Annotated in this window: 17 protein-coding genes and 1 pseudogene; 15 read left to right on the plus strand and 3 right to left on the minus strand. The window is 60.4% G+C overall.

The window, feature by feature from the left end:
• Positions 1–14 precede the first annotated feature (14 nt).
• The 6 genes and pseudogenes from trxB to RHE_RS15240 all read left to right on the plus strand — a co-directional run bounded on the left by trxB (position 15) and on the right by RHE_RS15240 (position 6,097).
• Positions 15–989, plus strand: a complete 975-nt coding sequence (trxB, locus tag RHE_RS15215; protein ID WP_011426218.1) for a thioredoxin-disulfide reductase — start codon at positions 15–17, stop codon at positions 987–989.
• Positions 990–1,011: 22 nt separating this feature from the next.
• The gene (locus RHE_RS15220; RefSeq protein ID WP_004671024.1) at positions 1,012–1,908 is read left to right on the plus strand and encodes a LysR family transcriptional regulator VtlR; all 897 of its coding nucleotides are present in this window, start codon (positions 1,012–1,014) and stop codon (positions 1,906–1,908) included.
• A 552-nt stretch (positions 1,909–2,460) separates the two neighbouring features.
• Positions 2,461–2,754: an ArsR/SmtB family transcription factor gene (locus tag RHE_RS15225; protein WP_011426219.1), complete on the plus strand. Its 294-nt coding sequence runs from the start codon at positions 2,461–2,463 to the stop codon at positions 2,752–2,754.
• A 1-nt stretch (position 2,755) separates the two neighbouring features.
• Positions 2,756–3,921, plus strand: a pseudogene (locus tag RHE_RS15230) (MFS transporter).
• A 25-nt stretch (positions 3,922–3,946) separates the two neighbouring features.
• The gene (locus RHE_RS15235; protein ID WP_020921872.1) at positions 3,947–5,071 is read left to right on the plus strand and encodes an alkene reductase; all 1,125 of its coding nucleotides are present in this window, start codon (positions 3,947–3,949) and stop codon (positions 5,069–5,071) included.
• Between the two features lie 225 nt (positions 5,072–5,296).
• Positions 5,297–6,097 carry an aminoglycoside phosphotransferase family protein gene (locus RHE_RS15240; protein WP_011426222.1) on the plus strand — a complete coding sequence of 267 codons (801 nt, stop codon included), beginning with the start codon at positions 5,297–5,299 and terminating at the stop codon, positions 6,095–6,097.
• A 66-nt stretch (positions 6,098–6,163) separates the two neighbouring features.
• Here the strand turns inward: RHE_RS15240 and RHE_RS15245 are convergent, their stop codons facing one another.
• Positions 6,164–7,186: a LacI family DNA-binding transcriptional regulator gene (locus RHE_RS15245; RefSeq protein ID WP_011426223.1), complete on the minus strand. Its 1,023-nt coding sequence runs from the start codon at positions 7,184–7,186 to the stop codon at positions 6,164–6,166.
• Between the two features lie 27 nt (positions 7,187–7,213).
• Positions 7,214–7,399: a hypothetical protein gene (locus tag RHE_RS15250; protein ID WP_041678713.1), complete on the minus strand. Its 186-nt coding sequence runs from the start codon at positions 7,397–7,399 to the stop codon at positions 7,214–7,216.
• 47 nt (positions 7,400–7,446) lie between these two features.
• On the opposite strand from RHE_RS15250, the gene RHE_RS15255 reads away from it, so the two are divergent.
• The 7 genes from RHE_RS15255 to RHE_RS15285 all read left to right on the plus strand — a co-directional run bounded on the left by RHE_RS15255 (position 7,447) and on the right by RHE_RS15285 (position 14,733).
• Positions 7,447–8,781 (plus strand): ABC transporter substrate-binding protein, encoded by a 1,335-nt coding sequence (locus tag RHE_RS15255; RefSeq protein WP_011426224.1) that lies wholly within the window; start codon positions 7,447–7,449, stop codon positions 8,779–8,781.
• Between the two features lie 101 nt (positions 8,782–8,882).
• Positions 8,883–9,830: a carbohydrate ABC transporter permease gene (locus RHE_RS15260; protein WP_011426225.1), complete on the plus strand. Its 948-nt coding sequence runs from the start codon at positions 8,883–8,885 to the stop codon at positions 9,828–9,830.
• Positions 9,827–10,768 carry a carbohydrate ABC transporter permease gene (locus RHE_RS15265; RefSeq protein ID WP_011426226.1) on the plus strand — a complete coding sequence of 314 codons (942 nt, stop codon included), beginning with the start codon at positions 9,827–9,829 and terminating at the stop codon, positions 10,766–10,768. The genes RHE_RS15260 and RHE_RS15265 overlap by 4 nt, the downstream gene beginning before the upstream one ends.
• On the plus strand, positions 10,765–10,953 hold the full coding sequence (locus tag RHE_RS15270) for a hypothetical protein (protein WP_011426227.1): 189 nt from the start codon (positions 10,765–10,767) through the stop codon (positions 10,951–10,953). Before RHE_RS15265 ends, RHE_RS15270 begins: the two co-directional genes overlap by 4 nt.
• A gap of 3 nt (positions 10,954–10,956) precedes the next feature.
• Positions 10,957–12,054, plus strand: coding sequence for an ABC transporter ATP-binding protein (locus RHE_RS15275; protein WP_011426228.1), 1,098 nt, complete (start codon positions 10,957–10,959; stop codon positions 12,052–12,054).
• Positions 12,047–13,042 carry an ABC transporter ATP-binding protein gene (locus RHE_RS15280; RefSeq protein WP_020921876.1) on the plus strand — a complete coding sequence of 332 codons (996 nt, stop codon included), beginning with the start codon at positions 12,047–12,049 and terminating at the stop codon, positions 13,040–13,042. Before RHE_RS15275 ends, RHE_RS15280 begins: the two co-directional genes overlap by 8 nt.
• 11 nt (positions 13,043–13,053) lie before the next feature.
• Complete coding sequence (locus RHE_RS15285; protein WP_011426230.1) at positions 13,054–14,733, plus strand: dihydroxyacetone kinase subunit DhaK; 1,680 nt, start codon at positions 13,054–13,056, stop codon at positions 14,731–14,733.
• 114 nt (positions 14,734–14,847) lie between these two features.
• On the opposite strand, the gene RHE_RS15290 is transcribed toward RHE_RS15285, so the two are convergent.
• Complete coding sequence (locus tag RHE_RS15290; RefSeq protein ID WP_011426231.1) at positions 14,848–15,870, minus strand: NAD(P)H-binding protein; 1,023 nt, start codon at positions 15,868–15,870, stop codon at positions 14,848–14,850.
• Positions 15,871–15,964: 94 nt separating this feature from the next.
• On the opposite strand from RHE_RS15290, the gene RHE_RS15295 reads away from it, so the two are divergent.
• Entirely contained in the window at positions 15,965–16,903 is a 939-nt protein-coding gene (locus RHE_RS15295; RefSeq protein ID WP_042118810.1) for a LysR family transcriptional regulator, read from the plus strand.
• An 18-nt stretch (positions 16,904–16,921) separates the two neighbouring features.
• Entirely contained in the window at positions 16,922–17,431 is a 510-nt protein-coding gene (locus RHE_RS15300) for a GrpB family protein (RefSeq protein ID WP_042119298.1), read from the plus strand.
• Positions 17,432–17,461 lie beyond the last annotated feature (30 nt).

Genomic DNA, 17,461 nt, shown 5'->3' on the forward strand with positions numbered 1-17,461 from the left:
CGAAAGGAAATGACATGCCCGCCCGCCACACGAAGGTGCTCATCATCGGTTCCGGACCCGCCGGCTATACTGCCGCGGTCTATGCCGCGCGCGCCATGCTGAAGCCGGTTCTGATCGCCGGCCTCGAACAGGGTGGGCAATTGATGATCACCACCGATGTCGAGAACTATCCGGGCTTTGCCGATCCGATCCAGGGTCCCTGGCTGATGGACCAGATGCTGCAGCAGGCAAAACATGTCGGCGCCGAGATCGTCAACGACCTCGTGTCCGAGGTCGACATGAACCAGCGTCCCTTCGTCGCCCGCACCGACAGCGGCCAGGTCTGGACCGCGGATACGCTGATCATCGCCACCGGCGCCAAGGCCAAGTGGCTGGGCATCGAAAGCGAGCAGCATTTCCAGGGCTTCGGCGTTTCGGCCTGCGCCACCTGCGACGGTTTCTTCTATCGCAACAAGGATGTGATCGTCGTCGGCGGCGGCAACAGCGCCGTCGAAGAGGCGCTTTATCTCTCCAACATCGCCAAGTCGGTGACATTGGTACATCGCCGCGACACTTTCCGCGCCGAGAAAATCCTGCAGGAACGCCTGTTCGCCAAGGAAAACGTCAACGTTCTGTGGAACACCGAAGTGGCCGAAATCACCGGCACGGCGGCCAAGCCCCCGATGCCGCAATCCGTGTCCGGCGCCCGCCTGCGTGACGTCAGAACCGGCACGATCACCGAAATGCGGATCGACGGCGTCTTCGTTGCCATCGGCCACGCACCGGCAACCGAACTCTTCAAGGACAAGCTGAAGCTGAAGGACAACGGCTATCTCTGGACCGCGCCGGATTCGACCGCGACCAGCCTCGAGGGTGTTTATGCCGCCGGCGACGTGACCGACGACACATTCCGTCAGGCCGTCACCGCCGCCGGCATGGGCTGCATGGCAGCACTCGAAGCCGAGCGATATCTGACGGGCCACATGCCCGTCGCCGTGGCCGCGGAGTAAGACCGGCATGAGAGGCGGGGGAATGCCATTGGATTGGGACAAGCTGCGAATTTTCCACGCAGCTGCCGAGGCGGGTTCGTTCACGCATGCGGCGGATAAACTCCACCTGTCCCAATCAGCCATCAGCCGCCAGGTGAGCGCGCTCGAGCAGGATGTCGGCACCAAGCTGTTTCACCGTCATGCCCGCGGCCTGATCCTGACCGAACAGGGCGAACTGCTCTACCGCACCGCCCATGACGTGCTGCTGAAGCTCGAAACCGTCAAGATGCAACTCACCGAGACGACCGAGACGCCGTCCGGCAAGCTGCGTGTGACGACGACAGTCGGCCTCGGCCAGGGCTGGCTGACCGACAAGATCCAGGAATTCCTGCAGCTCTACCCCGATGTGCAGATCCAGCTGATCCTCGACAATGAGGAAGTGGATGTGAACATGCGGCATGCCGACTGTGCGATCCGCCTGCGCCAGCCGCAGCAATCCGACCTCATCCAGCGCAAGCTCTTCACCGTGCATATGCACGTTTATGCGGCGCCCTCCTATATCAATCGCCACGGCGAACCGCAGAAGATCGAAGATCTCGACAATCACCGCATCATCACCTTCGGCGAGCCGGCGCCGAGCTATCTGCTCGACGTCAACTGGCTCGAAGTCGCCGGCCGCTCCTCGGACAACAAGCGCATCCCGCATCTGCAGATCAACAGCCAGACCTCGATCAAGCGCGCCTGCCTGCTCGGCATCGGAGTCGCCTGCCTGCCGGACTATATCGTCGGGCGCGATCCCGGTCTGATTCAGCTGGCGATCAACGCTGATGTCCCCTCCTTCGATACCTATTTCTGCTATCCCGACGAGATCAAGAACGCCGCCAAGCTGAAGGCCTTCCGTGATTTTATCGTCAGCAAGGCCAGAAACTGGAATTTTTAAGCCAGATTAATGGAATGTTTTCCATACTATGCGTAGAGCGCATGACTGGCATGCACAAATGTGGGTTGCCGTTTGCCCATTAAACCACCATATCGCACATAGCTGATGCACATGGTGGCTTTTCCTCCCAGTTCCACCGCATTAGCTGTTCCCCTCTGGAGGTTTTTGACCTTCACACTTATAAGGGCCCTGGTTTTCCAGTGGCCCTCTTTTTTTGCCTTGCCGCTTCGAGAAATGCCGCATCGCAAAAAAATTGTGCGGCGCATAGCAGGCATGCACAAAAAAGCATTGAAACCTGCCTAAGGAAGCACCATATCCAATTCAGCTGATGCATTTCGTGGTTTCTCTCCCAGTTCCACCGCATTAGCTGTTCCCCTCTGGAGGTTATTGACCTTCACAATTCAAAGGGCCCTGGTTTTCCGGTGGCCCTCTTTTTTTGCCCAAAATTTGCTCAATCGACAAAAGCTGCCGCCTCACGTCTCCGTGATTTGCATATCGGCACCCGACGATCAATATATCGATCAAACACGATTTATAATTCGGTAAAGGACGATGGACAAAGACGAGATCATCAAGGCGCTCGCCCACCCCACCCGGATGGACATTCTAAGCTGGCTGAAGAATCCTGAGGAACATTTCCCCACGCAGGAGCATCCGTTTGAAATGGGTGTCTGCGCCAGCCAGTTTGAGCGCTGCGGCCTATCTCAATCCACTGTCTCGGCCCATCTCGGAACCCTGCAGCGCGCCGGCCTCGTCACCACGAAACGTGTCGGCCAGTGGATTTTCTACAAGCGCAACGAAGAAACGATCGCTGCTTTCCTCAAGCAGTTGAAACAGGATCTCTAGAATGCCCCTCGCCCTTCTCGTCCTCGCCTTGAGCTCCTTTGCGATAGGCACAACGGAATTCGTCATCATGGGTCTGCTGCCGGAGGTCGCCGCCGATCTCTCGGTGACCATCCCGCACGCCGGATGGCTGGTGACGGGTTATGCGCTGGCGGTCGCGATCGGCGCACCCGTCATGGCCATTTCGACAGCGAAGTTGAAACGCCGCACCGCCCTGATTGCGCTGATGGCCTTCTTCATCACCGGCAACCTGCTTTGCGCTCTGGCGAGCGATTATTGGGTGCTGATGATCGCCCGAATTGTGACCGCGCTCTGCCACGGCGCCTTCTTCGGCATCGGCTCGGTCGTCGCCGCCGGGCTGGTCGCCGAAGACCGCAAGGCCCGCGCCGTCGCGCTGATGTTCACCGGCCTGACACTTGCCAATGTCCTCGGCGTGCCGCTTGGCACCGCGGTCGGCCAGGCCTATGGCTGGCGCGCCACGTTCGGCGTCGTCACCGTTGTCGGCATCGTCACCATTCTTGGACTGATCTCCATCCTACCGAAAGACAAAAAACAGGAGAACGGCAGCATCCTGCGCGAGATTGCGGCACTCAGAAATGGCGGCCTGTGGCTGGCGCTTTCCACCACAGTCTTCTTCGCCGCCTCGATGTTCGCCCTCTTCACCTATATCGCGCCGCTCCTACGTGACGTCACCGGCGTTTCGCCGGAAGGCGTCACCGGGACGCTGTTCCTGATCGGCCTTGGGCTGACCGTCGGCAATCTCATCGGCGGCAAGCTGCCGATTGGCGTCTCGGCGTCACTCTTGCCGGCGTCTTCGCCGCGATCGCCACCACTTCCATCGCTTTCAGCTACACGAGCCGGTTCTTCATCCCGGCGGAAATCACCCTCTTCCTCTGGGCGATCGCAAGTTTTGCCGCCGTGCCGGCGCTTCAGGTCGGCGTCGTCGGCTTCGGCAGGGACGCGCCGAACCTGGTCTCGACGATCAATATCGGGGCCTTCAACACCGGCAATGCGCTCGGCGCCTGGGCTGGCGGCCTCGTCATCGATGCCGGCTTCGATCTCACCCGCGTTCCGCTCGCCGCAGCCCTGATGGCCCTGATCGGCCTGGGTGCGACGGCGCTCACCTATCTCTCCGCCAGAGGACGAGCCGCCCTCGCCCCCGCAGAGTGATCCTCCCGCAAAAGAAAGGACCATCATGACCAAGCTTTTCGAACCCACCAAGGTTGGCGACATCACAGTCAAAAACCGCATCGTCATGGCGCCGCTCACCCGCAACCGCTCGCCGGGTGCGATCCCCAACGACCTCAATGTCGAATATTATCGCCAGCGCGCCACGGCGGGCCTGATCATCACCGAAGCGACCGCAATCACCCATCAGGGCCAGGGCTATGCCGACGTGCCCGGCCTCTACAGCAAGGAAGCGCTCGATGGCTGGAAGCGTGTGACTAACGCCGTCCATGCAGCCGGCGGCAGGATCGTCGTCCAGATGTGGCATGTCGGCCGCATCTCGCACACGACGCTGCAGCCGGACGGCGGCAAGCCAGTCTCCTCGACCAATCGCGTCGCCAAAGCCAAGACCTATCTGGTCAACGCCGACGGCAGCGGCAGCTTTGCCGATACCTCCGAGCCCCGCGCGCTCGAAACCGCCGAAATCCCCGGCATCATCGAGGATTATCGAAAGGCAGCCCGCGCCGCCATCGATGCCGGCTTCGACGGCGTCGAGATCCATGGCGCCAATGGTTACCTGATCGATCAGTTCATCCGCGACGGCGTCAACGATCGTACCGACCAATATGGCGGCTCGGTCGAAAACCGCACCCGGCTGGCCTTCGACGTCGTCGATGCTGTCGTGAAGGAAATCGGCGCGGGCCGCACCGCGATCCGCATCTCGCCAGTGACGCCGTCGGGCGAAAGCTTCGATTCCAATCCGCAGGCCACCTTCACCCATGTCGTCGAAGGGCTGGCCAGATACGGCCTCGCCTATGTCCACGTCATCGAAGGCCAGACCGGCGGTGACCGTGATTACCGGCAGGGCGAAAACCCCTCCTTCGATTACAGGGCCCTGCGCCAAGCCTATGAAAAGGCCGGCGGCAAGGCCAGCTGGATGGTCAATAACGGCTATGACCGCGCTCTCGCGATCGACGCCGCCGAAAGCGGCCGCGCCGATCTCGTTGCCTTCGGCAAACCCTTCATCGCCAATCCTGATCTCGTCGAACGGCTGGCAAAGAACCTGCCGCTCAACACGCCCGACCAGTCGACCTTCTACGGCGGCACCGCCAAGGGCTACCTCGATTATCCCACCCTCGAAAAGGTCGCCTGAGGTTTCGGTTTCAAGAAATTCGGGCCGAACGGCGGGTTCCTCGGCCTTTTGCCGAGGATCTGCGCCGGACAAGTTAAGTGACTGGAAAATGGTGTTTTCCTGTCAAGCAATTGCCGCGGTCAGATGCTCGGCACAAGGCCGAGCATGACGGCAGAGACTTTGTCTGCAAACGAGAAATCCACCGAGAGGTGGAATTTCTGCGTTCAATATCCCTATATAGGACGCATGTTTGCTTCCTATCTCGATCGCTGGTCGCTCATGTCGGACGGCGAGCCCATCATCACCCATTCGAGCCGCCTGCTGCCGGTCCTCTGGCAGGACAAGCCCGCCATGCTGAAAGTCGCGGCCGATATCGACGAACGATACGGCGCGTTGTTGATGCAATGGTGGGACGGTGACGGCGCGGCTCATGTCTATGCCCACGAAGGCGATGCCGTGCTCCTGGAAAGAGCAATGGGAAGACGCTCGCTGCTCGCCATGGCAATGGACGGTGAAGATGACGAGGCCAGCCGCATTCTCTGCCGCACCGCCGCCCGTCTGCATGCGCCGCGCGAAAAACCACTCCCCGATCCTATCCCCCTCGCCCGCTGGTTCCGCGATCTCGAGCCGGCCGCCGGCAAACATGGCGGCACGCTTGCCGATTGCTCAGCGATCGCCAATGCCCTCCTTGCCGATCCGCGCGATCTCTCCGTCCTCCACGGCGACATCCACCACGGCAACATTCTCGATTTCGAGGAGCGCGGCTGGCTGGCGATCGATCCGAAACGGCTCCACGGCGAGCGCGGTTTCGATTTCGCCAATATCTTCGCCAACGAGGAATTGCCGGCCATTACCGACCCCGCCCGCTTTCGCCGCCAGCTCGCTATCGTCTCTGCGGAGGCGGAGCTGGAGCCGAAGCGGCTGCTGCGATGGATCGCCGCCTATTCCGGCCTTTCCGCCGCCTGGTTTCTCAGCGACCCCAATATCGAACAGGCGGAGACGGCCTTGACGGTCGCGCGGATAGCGCTGGCCGAGCTTCGGGCCTAAAGCACGTCGCAAAGGGCAGTGAGGTTCGCACCTCGACTGGCCTTGGGCCGCCGCTGCCTGCTTCCCCTAAAGATTTTCCTTGAGAAGGATCTCGATTCTTATTCTCTCTTGTTCCGCCAGCGGCTCCCGGGCGTCCGAGCGAGCCCGCATGATACGGACTGCACTTCGCACCGCGTGACCAGGATCCTGCGCGATGACAGCATCGATACGCTCGTCACGCAAGGCTTCCTCGCTGAACGGCGTACGCTCATGAACGACCACTGCGAGATTGGCGAGCTCGACGTTTGCGCCGACTGCCGAAAGAGGAATGCGCGCCTCCGAACTCAAAACATAAACGGCAATGATATCCTTGTTGTTTTCGAGCACCCGACCGATGATCTCGTTCGCTCGCCGCTCGTCGGCATGCGTCTCTATCGAAGGAAGAGACCTGAGAAACGGGAATCGTTCATTAATTATGGTATCGAAACCGTGCCGGCGCTGAATGCTGTCAAGCGATTGCATGGTCTCGGCGACCACCATCACCTTTCCCGGCGTCCGGCAGGCAAATGTGCCGATCAGCTTTCCGGCGGTCGCCCCGGCCGCGAAGTTGTCGACGCCCACGAAATCGGCCGCGGGAAGTTTTTCCTGACCGGATAGGAACTGCACGACCCTGATGTTTCGTTCGAGTAACCGCGCCACCGCATCGCGCACTTGCGGCGATTCCGGCGCCATCAGAGCAACTCCGTCGAGATCCTCCTCACCTATTCCAGCAAGATACTTCGCCACCCCATGCGCGTCCTCGGTGGCGATTTGAACATAATCGATATCGGTGAGATCGCCCTTGAGCGCCTGCCCCAACTCCTCCACCCGTCGCAACAGCTCGCGAAGATAAAGATCGCCTGACTTGGGCAGGACGAATCTGAACCGATAGCTCTTGTTACGCGCCAGGCTCACAGCCGCAGGATTGCGAATAAAGCCAATGCGTTCAATGGCTTCGTGGACGCTGCGAACCGCCTTTTTGCTCACGTTCGGGCGATCGTTCAATACGCGATCGACAGTCGCGAGGCTGACGCCGGCGGCTTCCGCAAGGTCTTTTGCTGTTGGCCGCATAGGGGCTCCTGACGCAATTTGGACGATTCACGTTTCTCTCAAAAAAACGAAAATTGCAAGAATTGAAGTGCGCACCTCAAAATTGGCTTGCACTGAGGTGCGCACCTCAGTTATAAGTAATTCACGATGGGCTCTGTCGGCCCGGTCGGAAAGGACTGTCGATAACGCGGTTGCGCGCTCCAGCATGTGCGCCCTCGCCGCAATGCTCTTCATTCACCCCTCTCGATGGAGGTCGGGAGGTTCAACGGGAGGATACAGTTATGAAGTCTCTTTTGCTGAGCTCGGCACTCGCTGCCGGGATGTATATCGCCGTGGCTGCGGGCACGGCTTCGCATGCCCAGGCTGCAGACCTCACCCTCTGCTGGGCGGCATGGGATCCTGCCAATGCGCTCGTCGAACTCAGCAAGGATTTCGAGGCGAAGAGTGGCAACAAGATGCACTACGAATTCGTGCCGTGGCCGAACTTCGCCGATCGCATGCTCAACGAACTGAATTCTGGCGGCAAGCTCTGCGACCTGCTGATCGGCGACAGCCAGTGGATCGGCGGCGCGGCCGAGAACAAGCAGTACGTCAAGCTCAACGATTTCTTCGACAAGGAAGGAATCAAGATGGATGATTTCATCCCGGCGACCGTCGTCGGATATGCCGAGTGGCCGAAGAACTCGCCGAATTACTGGGCAATGCCTGCCTTCGGCGACGTGGTCGGCTGGACCTACCGCAAGGACTGGTTCTCACGTCCCGAACTGCAGGCCGAATTCAAGAAGAAATACAGCCGTGATCTCGCGGTTCCGAAGAGCTGGGACGAACTGATCGACATCGCTCGGTTCTTCCAGGGGCGCGAAATCGACGGCAAGAAGGTCTACGGCGCGGCGATCTACACGGAACGAGGCTCCGAAGGCGTCACCATGGGCGCCATGAATGCGCTCTACAGCTACGGCTTCGAATATCAGAACCCGAAAAAGCCTTATGAGCTCGACGGCTTCGTGAACTCGCCCGATGCCGTTGCCGGGCTTGAAGAATACAAGAAGCTCTACGATTGCTGCACGCCGCCCGGCCATTCCGACGCCTACATGACCCAGGACGTCGACGCCTATAAATCAGGTCAGGTCGCTTTGCAGATGAACTTCACCTTCACCTGGCCGGGGATCAACGCCGACGCCAATGTCGGCGGCGACAAGTCGGGCTACTTCCCCAATCCAGCCGGCCCGAAGGGCGTGCAGTTTGCCCAGCTCGGCGGGCAGGGCATTTCGGTCGTCGCCGCTTCCGACAAACAGCAGGAGGCGCTCGATTACATCAAGTGGTTCAGCCAGCCTGAAATCCAGCAGAAATGGTGGAAGCTCGGCGGCTATTCGGCGCTCCGGGCGGTCGTGGAAGATCCGAGCTTCGCCTCCAGCCAGCCCTACGCCAAGCCGTTCCTCGATTCGATGGCGATCGTGAAGGACTTCTGGGCCGAACCTGCCTATGCCTCCCTCCTCCAGGCATCGCAGAAGCGCTTCCACGACTATGTGGTCGCAAACCAGGGCAGCGCAAAAAACGCTCTCGACGGCCTTGTGAAGGATTGGCAGGGCGTCTTCGAGGACGACGGCAAATACTGACGCTGACAGCCGCTTCATCCCAGCAGTGAGCGTCGAGCAGGCGGGCCATGTGGACCGAGGCGGCCCTGCACACCACCATCCTCCATGCCAGGGAGACCAACATGCTCCATTCACCGATCGATCGGGTCGCCAGCGCGACTCCGCCTGCAATCGCGGCCCGGATCAGAGGCTTGTCCGATCGCGCCATAGCTTGGCTCTTCGTAGCTCCGTCGATCGTGTTGCTGCTCGCCATTAACATCTTTCCATTGATCTGGACGATCAGGCTGAGTTTCACCAATTTCAGAGTCAACCGGCCTAACGCCCCGATCGAGTTCGTCGGCTTGCGGAACTACATCAACATTCTGTCGGATAGCGATATCTGGCAGAGCATGCAGGCGACCGCGCACTTCCTGATCTGGACCATCGTCCTGCAGGTGCTGATCGGCTTTTCGCTCGCCTATCTGATCAACAAGAAGTTCCGCGGCAATGACCTTTGGACGACGATCATCGTGCTTCCGATGATGCTGAGCCCCGCCGTCGTCGGCAATTTCTGGACCTTCCTCTACCAGCCGCAAATCGGCCTGTTCAACTACGTGGTCGGTTTCCTCACAGGGAACGATCCTTCCAGCTTCTCGATGATCGCCAGCACGTCGCTCGCGCCATGGGCCATCGTCATCGTCGACACCTGGATGTGGACGCCCTTCGTCATGCTGATTTGCCTTGCAGGACTGCGCTCTATCCCGAACAGCATCTACGAGGCGGCCGAATGCGACCGCGCGAGCAAATGGCGTCAGTTCTGGACCATCACCATTCCGCTGGTGCTGCCATTCCTGATGCTGGCGGTCCTCTTCCGCGGCATCGAAAATTTCAAGATGTTCGACCTCGTGGTTCAGCTGACCGGCGGCGGCCCGGGATCCATCACCGAACTGACTTCCGTCAATCTGAAACGCGCCGCTTTCGAGCAATGGCGGACCGGCTACGCATCCGCCTACGCCGTCATTCTTTTCGTCACCGTCTTCGGCCTTGCGTCGATCTACGTCAAAGCTCTGAACAAGGTGAAACAACGATGAGCAGCTATTCCGTAACCGAACCATCAGGGCGTCAGAAGTGGTTTGCCGGTATTCTGGTGGTCGTCTACGCCGTCATCACCCTTCTTCCGCTGTTGTGGATCATCGGGACCGGTTTCAAATCCCCCGAGGATGCGATCGCCTATCCGCCCAAAATGGTGTTCCAGCCGACGGTGGAAGGATATGTCAACCTCTTCACGACCCGGACCCGTGTGCCCGAGGATCAGCTCAAGGCACTCGGTGAGCCTGCGACCTGGTACGATAAACTGGTTCGCAAGGAGGGCGTTGTCATTACCGGCGCTTCGCGCTTTGCCGAACGGTTCTGTAATTCTGTGATTATCGGATTTGGCTCGACCGTCCTGTGCATCACGCTCGGCACGGCGGCAGCCTATGCCTTCTCGCGGTTCAAGGTGCCGCTGAAGGACGACCTTCTCTTCTTCATTCTTTCGACGCGCATGATGCCGCCGATCGCCGTTGCCATCCCGATCTTCCTGATGTTCCGGTCGCTCGGTCTCAGCGACACACATGCCGGCATGATCCTGCTCTATACCGCAGTCAACCTGTCCCTCTCGGTCTGGCTGCTCAAGGGCTTCATCGACGAAATCCCGATCGAGTACGAAGAGGCGGCGCTGATCGACGGCTACACGCGCTTCCAGGCCTTCTACAAGGTCGTGCTGCCTCAGGCCGTCACCGGCATCGCATCGACGGCGATCTTCTGCTTGATCTTCGCATGGAACGAATACGCCTTTGCCGTTCTCCTCACATCGGGCAACGCCCAAACGGCGCCGCCGTTCATCCCCACCATCATCGGCGTCAGCGGCCAGGACTGGCCAGCGGTCGCCGCCGGCGCCACCATCTTCCTGGTTCCGGTCATGGTCTTCACAATCCTGCTTCGTAAACATCTCCTGCGCGGCATTACCTTTGGAGCGGTCCGCAAATGACGACCTTTCTCCATCGCCTGTTCCGCCTTCGCCGCGACGCATGGGAAATGCTGGCATCGGTCCTGATTGCGCTCGGTGTCGTCATGCTGATGCAGCCCTTTTCGCTGTCGCTCTACTCCTATTCTTTCCTCGTGACGCTGGTGGGCACAGTGATGTTCATCATCGTCAGCCATTTCCCGGAGTGAACCATGGCACAGATCAGAATTCGAAATGTGCGCAAGGATTTCGGGGCGTTCAACGCGGTGAAATCTTCGACCTTCACCGTTGAGGATGGCGAGTTCTTCATGCTTCTCGGCCCGTCCGGATGCGGCAAGACGACGACTCTGCGGATGATGGCCGGCCTCGAGCTTCCGACCAGCGGTGAAATCTACATCGGTGGTGAGGAGGTCGGGATGAAGAGGGCGAGCGAGCGCGACATCGCCTTCGTCTTCCAGATGTTCGCTCTCTATCCGCACATGAACGTCCGCAAGAACATTTCCTATCCCCTCGTCAGCCAGGGCATGAGGAAGGCGGAGGTCACCTCGCGTGTCGCGGAGGTGGCAAAGATCCTCAGGATCGAAAATATCCTCGACAAGCCGGTCGGCGGTCTTTCCGGCGGCGATCGGCAGCGCGTCGCGCTCGGTCGCGCCATCGTGCGCAACCCGAAGGCTTTCCTCATGGACGAGCCGCTCGGCGCTCTCGACGCTGAGTTTCGCGAACATATGGCCGAAGAATTGCGGGCTCTGCATGATCGCATGGGCGCGACCACCGTCTATGTGACCCATGATCAGCTGGAAGCCATGCAGATGGGCGACAAGATCGTGGTGATGAATCATGGCGTCGTCGAACAATTCGGTAAGCCCCAGCAGATCTACGATTGGCCGGCGACGAAGTTCGTCGCACAGTTCATCGGCTCGCCGCCGATGAATTTCCTCGAATTCGAAGGCTCGATCGGCGCCGGCGGCGACCAGATCAGCCTATCCGGAAACGTGGTGAAGGTTCCGGTCTCTCGGGACGAAGGCTTCGGCAAACTCGCCTTGGGCGTTAGACCCGAACATATCAGGTTCAAGGACGATTCCGCCTATCGCGGGCGGGTTGCTGCCGTCGAATATCTCGGCACGACGCAGATCGTTACGATCGAGACCGCCCACGGTGAGATCAAGGCTCGCACCCCATCCAACCAATCCGCACGTGTCGAAGAATTGATCGGCCTGGATTTCGATTCCAGAAATCTGACGATCTTTGACTCTGCGACCGGAAACGCTCTTGTTTCTGAGGCCAGCGAAGGAGTGTTGCGCCGTGGCTGAGGTCATCCTGAAAAACATCACGAAGTCTTTCGCCGGCCGCCGCGCTCTCGATGACTTCTCGATGATCGTCCCTGACGGTTCGTTCGTGGTCCTTCTCGGCCCAACGGGCGCCGGCAAGACGACGACTTTGCGCATGGTATCGGGTCTCGACAACCCCGATGTCGGCGAAGTCATGATCGGCGGACGGTCCATGCGCGGAATGACGCCTGCCCAGCGTAACGTTGCAATGGTCTTCCAGCAATATTCGCTCTATCCGCATCTGTCGGTGCGCCGGAACCTGGAATTTCCCTTGAAGTCGCCGTTGCTGAAGACGCCGCAGCGCGTGATCGACGACAAGGTGAACGCGATTGCGGAAATCCTCCAGATTTCCCACAAGCTCGACAACAAGGCGACCGCGCTATCGGGCGGAGAAATGCAGCGCGTGTCGATCGGGCGCGCACTGGTCAGAAACCCGCAGATCTATCTGATGGATGAGCCGCTGAGCTCACTCGACGCCAAGCTTCGCGCCGATCTGCGGATCGAACTGAAGAAGATCCAAGCCAAATCCGGTGCGACGCTGCTCTATGTCACTCACGACCAGGTCGAGGCGATGACGATGGCAACCCATGTCGGCGTTCTCCATGAGGGAAGGCTCGTCCAGTTCGGCTCGCCGCGTGAGATCTACGAGCATCCGGTCAGCATCTATGCCGCAACGCGCCTCGGCCAGCCCCGCATCAATGTCGTTCCCGCGGAGCTTTTCCCTGGCGCGCCGGCGAAGGCCAAATCGATTGGCCTGCGGCCGGAGCATATCGATCAGGGCGCTGGCCAGGATGCGACGGTTACGCGCGTCGAACATCTCGGCGATCAGACGCGCCTGCATCTGACGTTCAAGACACATAATCTGATCACCGTCACCGACGCCCATACCGAACTCAAAGGCGGCGAGACCATCAAGATACAGCCGAACAAGCCGCTCTATTTCGACGCGGCCGGCATGCGCTTAGTTTAAGGGAGGCGAGCATGTCACAGTTCCTCAACAGCAAGGAAAACGCGGTCACTGAAGCAATCGACGGCCTTCTGGCCGCATCTGGTGGCGCGCTCAGCCGTCTTGACGGATATCCGCATATTCGCGTCGTCGTCCGTTCGGACTGGGACAGGAGCAAGGTTGCGATCGTCTCCGGCGGCGGTTCGGGACATGAACCCGCTCACGCTGGCTTCGTCGGCAAAGGGATGCTCACCGCAGCCGTATGCGGCGATGTCTTTGCCTCCCCGAGCGTGGACGCGATCCTTGCCGGCATCCTGGCCGTCACCGGACCGGCCGGCTGCCTGCTCATCGTCAAGAACTATACCGGCGACCGCCTCAATTTTGGTCTCGCAGCCGAGCGCGCACGCGCCTTTGGCTTGAACGTCAGCATGGTCATCGTGGACGATGACATCGCGCTGCCGGATCTTCCGCAATCCCGCGGCGTGGCGGGAACCCTGTTCGTTCACAAGATCGCGGGTGCGCTCGCCGAGAGCGGCGCCGACCTCGATGCGGTGACCAAAGCCGCGCGCCGGGTGATCGAAAACACCAGCTCGATCGGGATGTCGCTCGATACGTGCACGGTGCCTGGCTCTCCGAAGGAGAACCGAATTCCTGACGGCCATGCCGAGCTCGGTCTCGGCATTCACGGTGAAGCCGGTGTCGAGCAGGTCGAATATTCCGGTGCGAAGGGCGCGGTCGCCGCAATGGTCGAGCGTCTCGCGCAATCGATGGACGATCGATCTCACGTCGTCCTCGTGAACAACCTCGGCGGCACGTCGGTTCTGGAAATGTCGGTCGTCGTTCACGAACTTCTCCAATCGGCCGTCGCGGGCAAGATTTCACACATCATCGGACCGGCGCCCATGATGACGTCGCTCGACATGCAGGGATTTTCGATCTCGGTCTTCCCGGCCGGCAAAGCGGAACTGGAGCTGCTGTCCAAACCCGTTGAACTTGCCGCTTGGCCCGGCGTGACCGCAGTCAAGCCCGTTGCGGTGCTTTCGCTGCCGGACGGACTGACGCCGATCGCCCCGCTCGCATCAAGGCACGAACCCACGCGCCAGTTCCTGACGGATTGCTGCAATCTGCTCATCGCGGCGGAGAGGGATCTGAATGCGCTTGATGCGAAGTCAGGCGACGGCGATACCGGTTCGACTTTGGCAGGTGCCGCCCGCGCGCTGATTGAGGCACTTGATCGCCTCCCCCTCTCCGATCACACGCAGCTCTTCCGGGCCATGGGGCAGGAACTCAGCCAGACCATGGGCGGCTCCTCGGGTGTGCTTCTCGCGATCTTCTTTGCCGCGGCCGGCGATGGCGCATCGAGCGGGCTGACCATTCGCGAAGCCCTGAAGGCGGGCCTCTCCCGAATGCAGGAGATCGGCGGCGCGCGTCTGGGCGACCGGACGATGGTTGATGCTCTCTCGCCCGCCTTGGATGCGCTCGATGTAGGATTTACCGCGGCTGCAGAAGCAGCGCGCGCCGGCGCGGACCTAACCGCTACGCTCGTTCATGCCAAGGCCGGACGCGCTGCATATATCAACGCCAAGCAGCTCGAAGGCCATACTGATCCCGGTGCGGAAGCGGTAGCCCGGCTCTTCGAATTCCTGGCTCTTCGTCCCGATGGGGCCGGAGAACGCCCGGATGGTCAGGCGATCGGCCTGCGCGTCACGGGTTGAATGTCGACAATCGAGATCATGGCGAAGGTCTGCAGCGACCGCTACGAACGCTGCCGGACATGCCTCTGCCATCAGACCGTTGCCGCTTGACGAAACGGTGAAGCGCTACCGGCGCTAGCTAGGGGAGACCGGCGAATGGGCGATGAAGACGGCCGCCGTGTTACGATGCGCTTCAGGCAAGCAGCCGAGCGCCACGAGTGTGGCTCTCACCGCCTCGTCGATCGGTGTCTGCGGCTCCTTGCCGAGTTCGGCCACAAGCTTGGCGTTGTTCATCCTGAGCGGCACTTTCCAGAGATAGCGCATCTCGTTGATCTCCCGCATCAAGGGAATGAAGGGTGCGGCGAGCGGCACGATCCACCAGGGAAACCGCCCGATCTTTGCCTTGCCGCCGGCGACACGCTTGATCGCTTCTGCCATCTGCATGCCATCGGCATCCCAGAAGCCATCCATATGATAGAGGGCAAAAGGCGGCAGCCGATCGGCCCCCTCGATGAGCTGGGCGACGGTTTCCGCCATGTCGGCCAGATAGGTCCATTGATGGCCGACGCCGCGCCGCCCCGGATTCTTGATGGTGCCGACCGGCTTGCCCGGCGTCACCAACCCCGATGAGAACCAGCTATTGGCCGTTGCGCCCGGACCGAAGAAATCGCCGGCCCGGACGATGATCGCGCCAGTGCCGGATAGCGAAGCCGCCTTCAGCCGCTTCTCCATCTCGACGCGGATCGCTCCCTTCTTTGTAATGGGATGCTGCGGACTTTCCTCCGTCGGCGACTGCAGGGCATCGGGACCGAAATTATAAACGTTGCCCGGCAGCACGATGCGGGCACCGACGACGCGAGCGGCAGCGATCGTATTGTCGAACATCGGCAGCACCAGCCTTTCCCAATCGCGATAGCCCGGCGGATTGACCGCGTGGACAATCAGGCCAACACCTTCAGCCGCCTTCAGCACGTCGCCGGCATTCATTGCATCACCTTGCACCCATTCGAATGCCGGCTCGTTCTTCGACGCCTTGGCGGCGTCACGGCTAAGCGCCCGGATGCGCCATCCGCGCGCCAGAAGCTTGCGCGCGATCGCGCCACCGATGCCGCCGGTCGCGCCGAGAACCAGTGCCGTGATCTTCGTCTCTCCATTCATCGCAATCATCTCCTTCAATTGCATGAGATGACTATGCTCCTGCCTGCAGATAAACAAAATTGACGAAATAAATTGATCAGCTATGCAAAAACATATGACACTTGAACCAAGCTGGGATTTCTACCGCAGTTTCCTGACCGTGCTCCAGCGGGGGTCGCTTTCGGCGGCCGCACGCGAACTGGGGCTGACCCAGCCGACCATTGGCCGCCATGTCGATGCTCTGGAACAGGCGATCGGCGTCGAGCTCTTCATCCGGTCGCCGAACGGCCTCGTGCCGACCGACGCCGCACAGGCGCTGAAACCCTATGCCGAAACGCTGGCGGCAACCGCCGCCGCTCTTTTGCGCACGGCATCCGGCGAGCGAGAGAGGGTAGCCGGAACGGTAAGGCTCAGCGCCAGCGAGGTTGTCGCCGTCGAAGTCCTGCCTCGGATTCTCGGGCCCCTGCAGGAAGCCTATCCCGAACTCCACATCGAGCTCTCGGCATCCGATGCGATCGAAGATCTGGTAAATCGCGAGGCCGATATCGCCGTACGCATGGCCGAGCCGCAGCAGGATGCCCTCATCGTACGCTGCATCGGCGACATCCCGATCGCCTTCCACGCCCACCGCCGCTATCTCGAACGGCACGGCATTCCGCAAACCATGGCAGACCTCGTCAACCACCGGCTCATCGGCTTCGACCGGCAGACGGCCTACGTCCGCATGGTGATGAAGCGCTATCCGGCGCCCGAAGGCATCAAATTCTCCTACAGGACCGACAGCAATCTTGCCCAGCTCTCCGCAATCCGCGCCGGCGTCGGCATTGGTCTCTGCCAGATCGGACTGGCACGAGAAAACCCCGACCTCGTGCATGTCCTGCCCGATGCGTTCGAGATTCCGCTCGGCACATGGGTGGTCATGCACGAAAGCCTGAGGACCTCACCGCGCTGCCGCGTCACTTTCGACGCGCTGGTCAAGGGGCTCCGGGATTACGTCATTCCACCGGCGCGCAAGCGGAAATCGAGATCGATTTTCGATGAAAATCATGGGTAATCGCAGCATCCTATGGAGATAACGATGCACAAGCCGGTTGAACTCGTGAGCTATGACAGGGAATGGCCGGAAGCCTTCCAGCGCATCCGAGCCAATCTGTTGGCCTTGCTACCGCAGGCGCTCGCCATCGATCACGTCGGCAGCACCGCCATACCTGATATGACCGCCAAGCCGCTTATCGATATCGACATCGTTCTTCCTGGTCTCGAGCATATCGAGAGTGCGACACAGGTGCTTCTCTCGCAAGACTACGAGCCGCGCGGCAACCGCTATGACGACGAGGTTTGGGCATTTTTGTCGAGAGATTCGGTGCCGGCCGAACGGGTCTACCTTTGCCCGGCCGGCAACGGCACGCATGGAAACAGGCTGGCTTTCCGGGATTATCTCATCGCGCATCCCGAGGCGGCGGCCGATTATGCCGCGCTGAAACGCAGGCTGGCAGCTGAATTCCGAACGGACGGCGATCGCTATACCGCTGAGAAGCGCGAATTTGTCGATACGATCGTCACGCGGGCATTGAGGGGCTAGGTGCATGTCGCGCAAAAGCGTGCGCGGTTT

Origin of the sequence: Rhizobium etli CFN 42 (assembly GCF_000092045.1) — a bacterium.
Lineage (GTDB): Bacteria > Pseudomonadota > Alphaproteobacteria > Rhizobiales > Rhizobiaceae > Rhizobium > Rhizobium etli.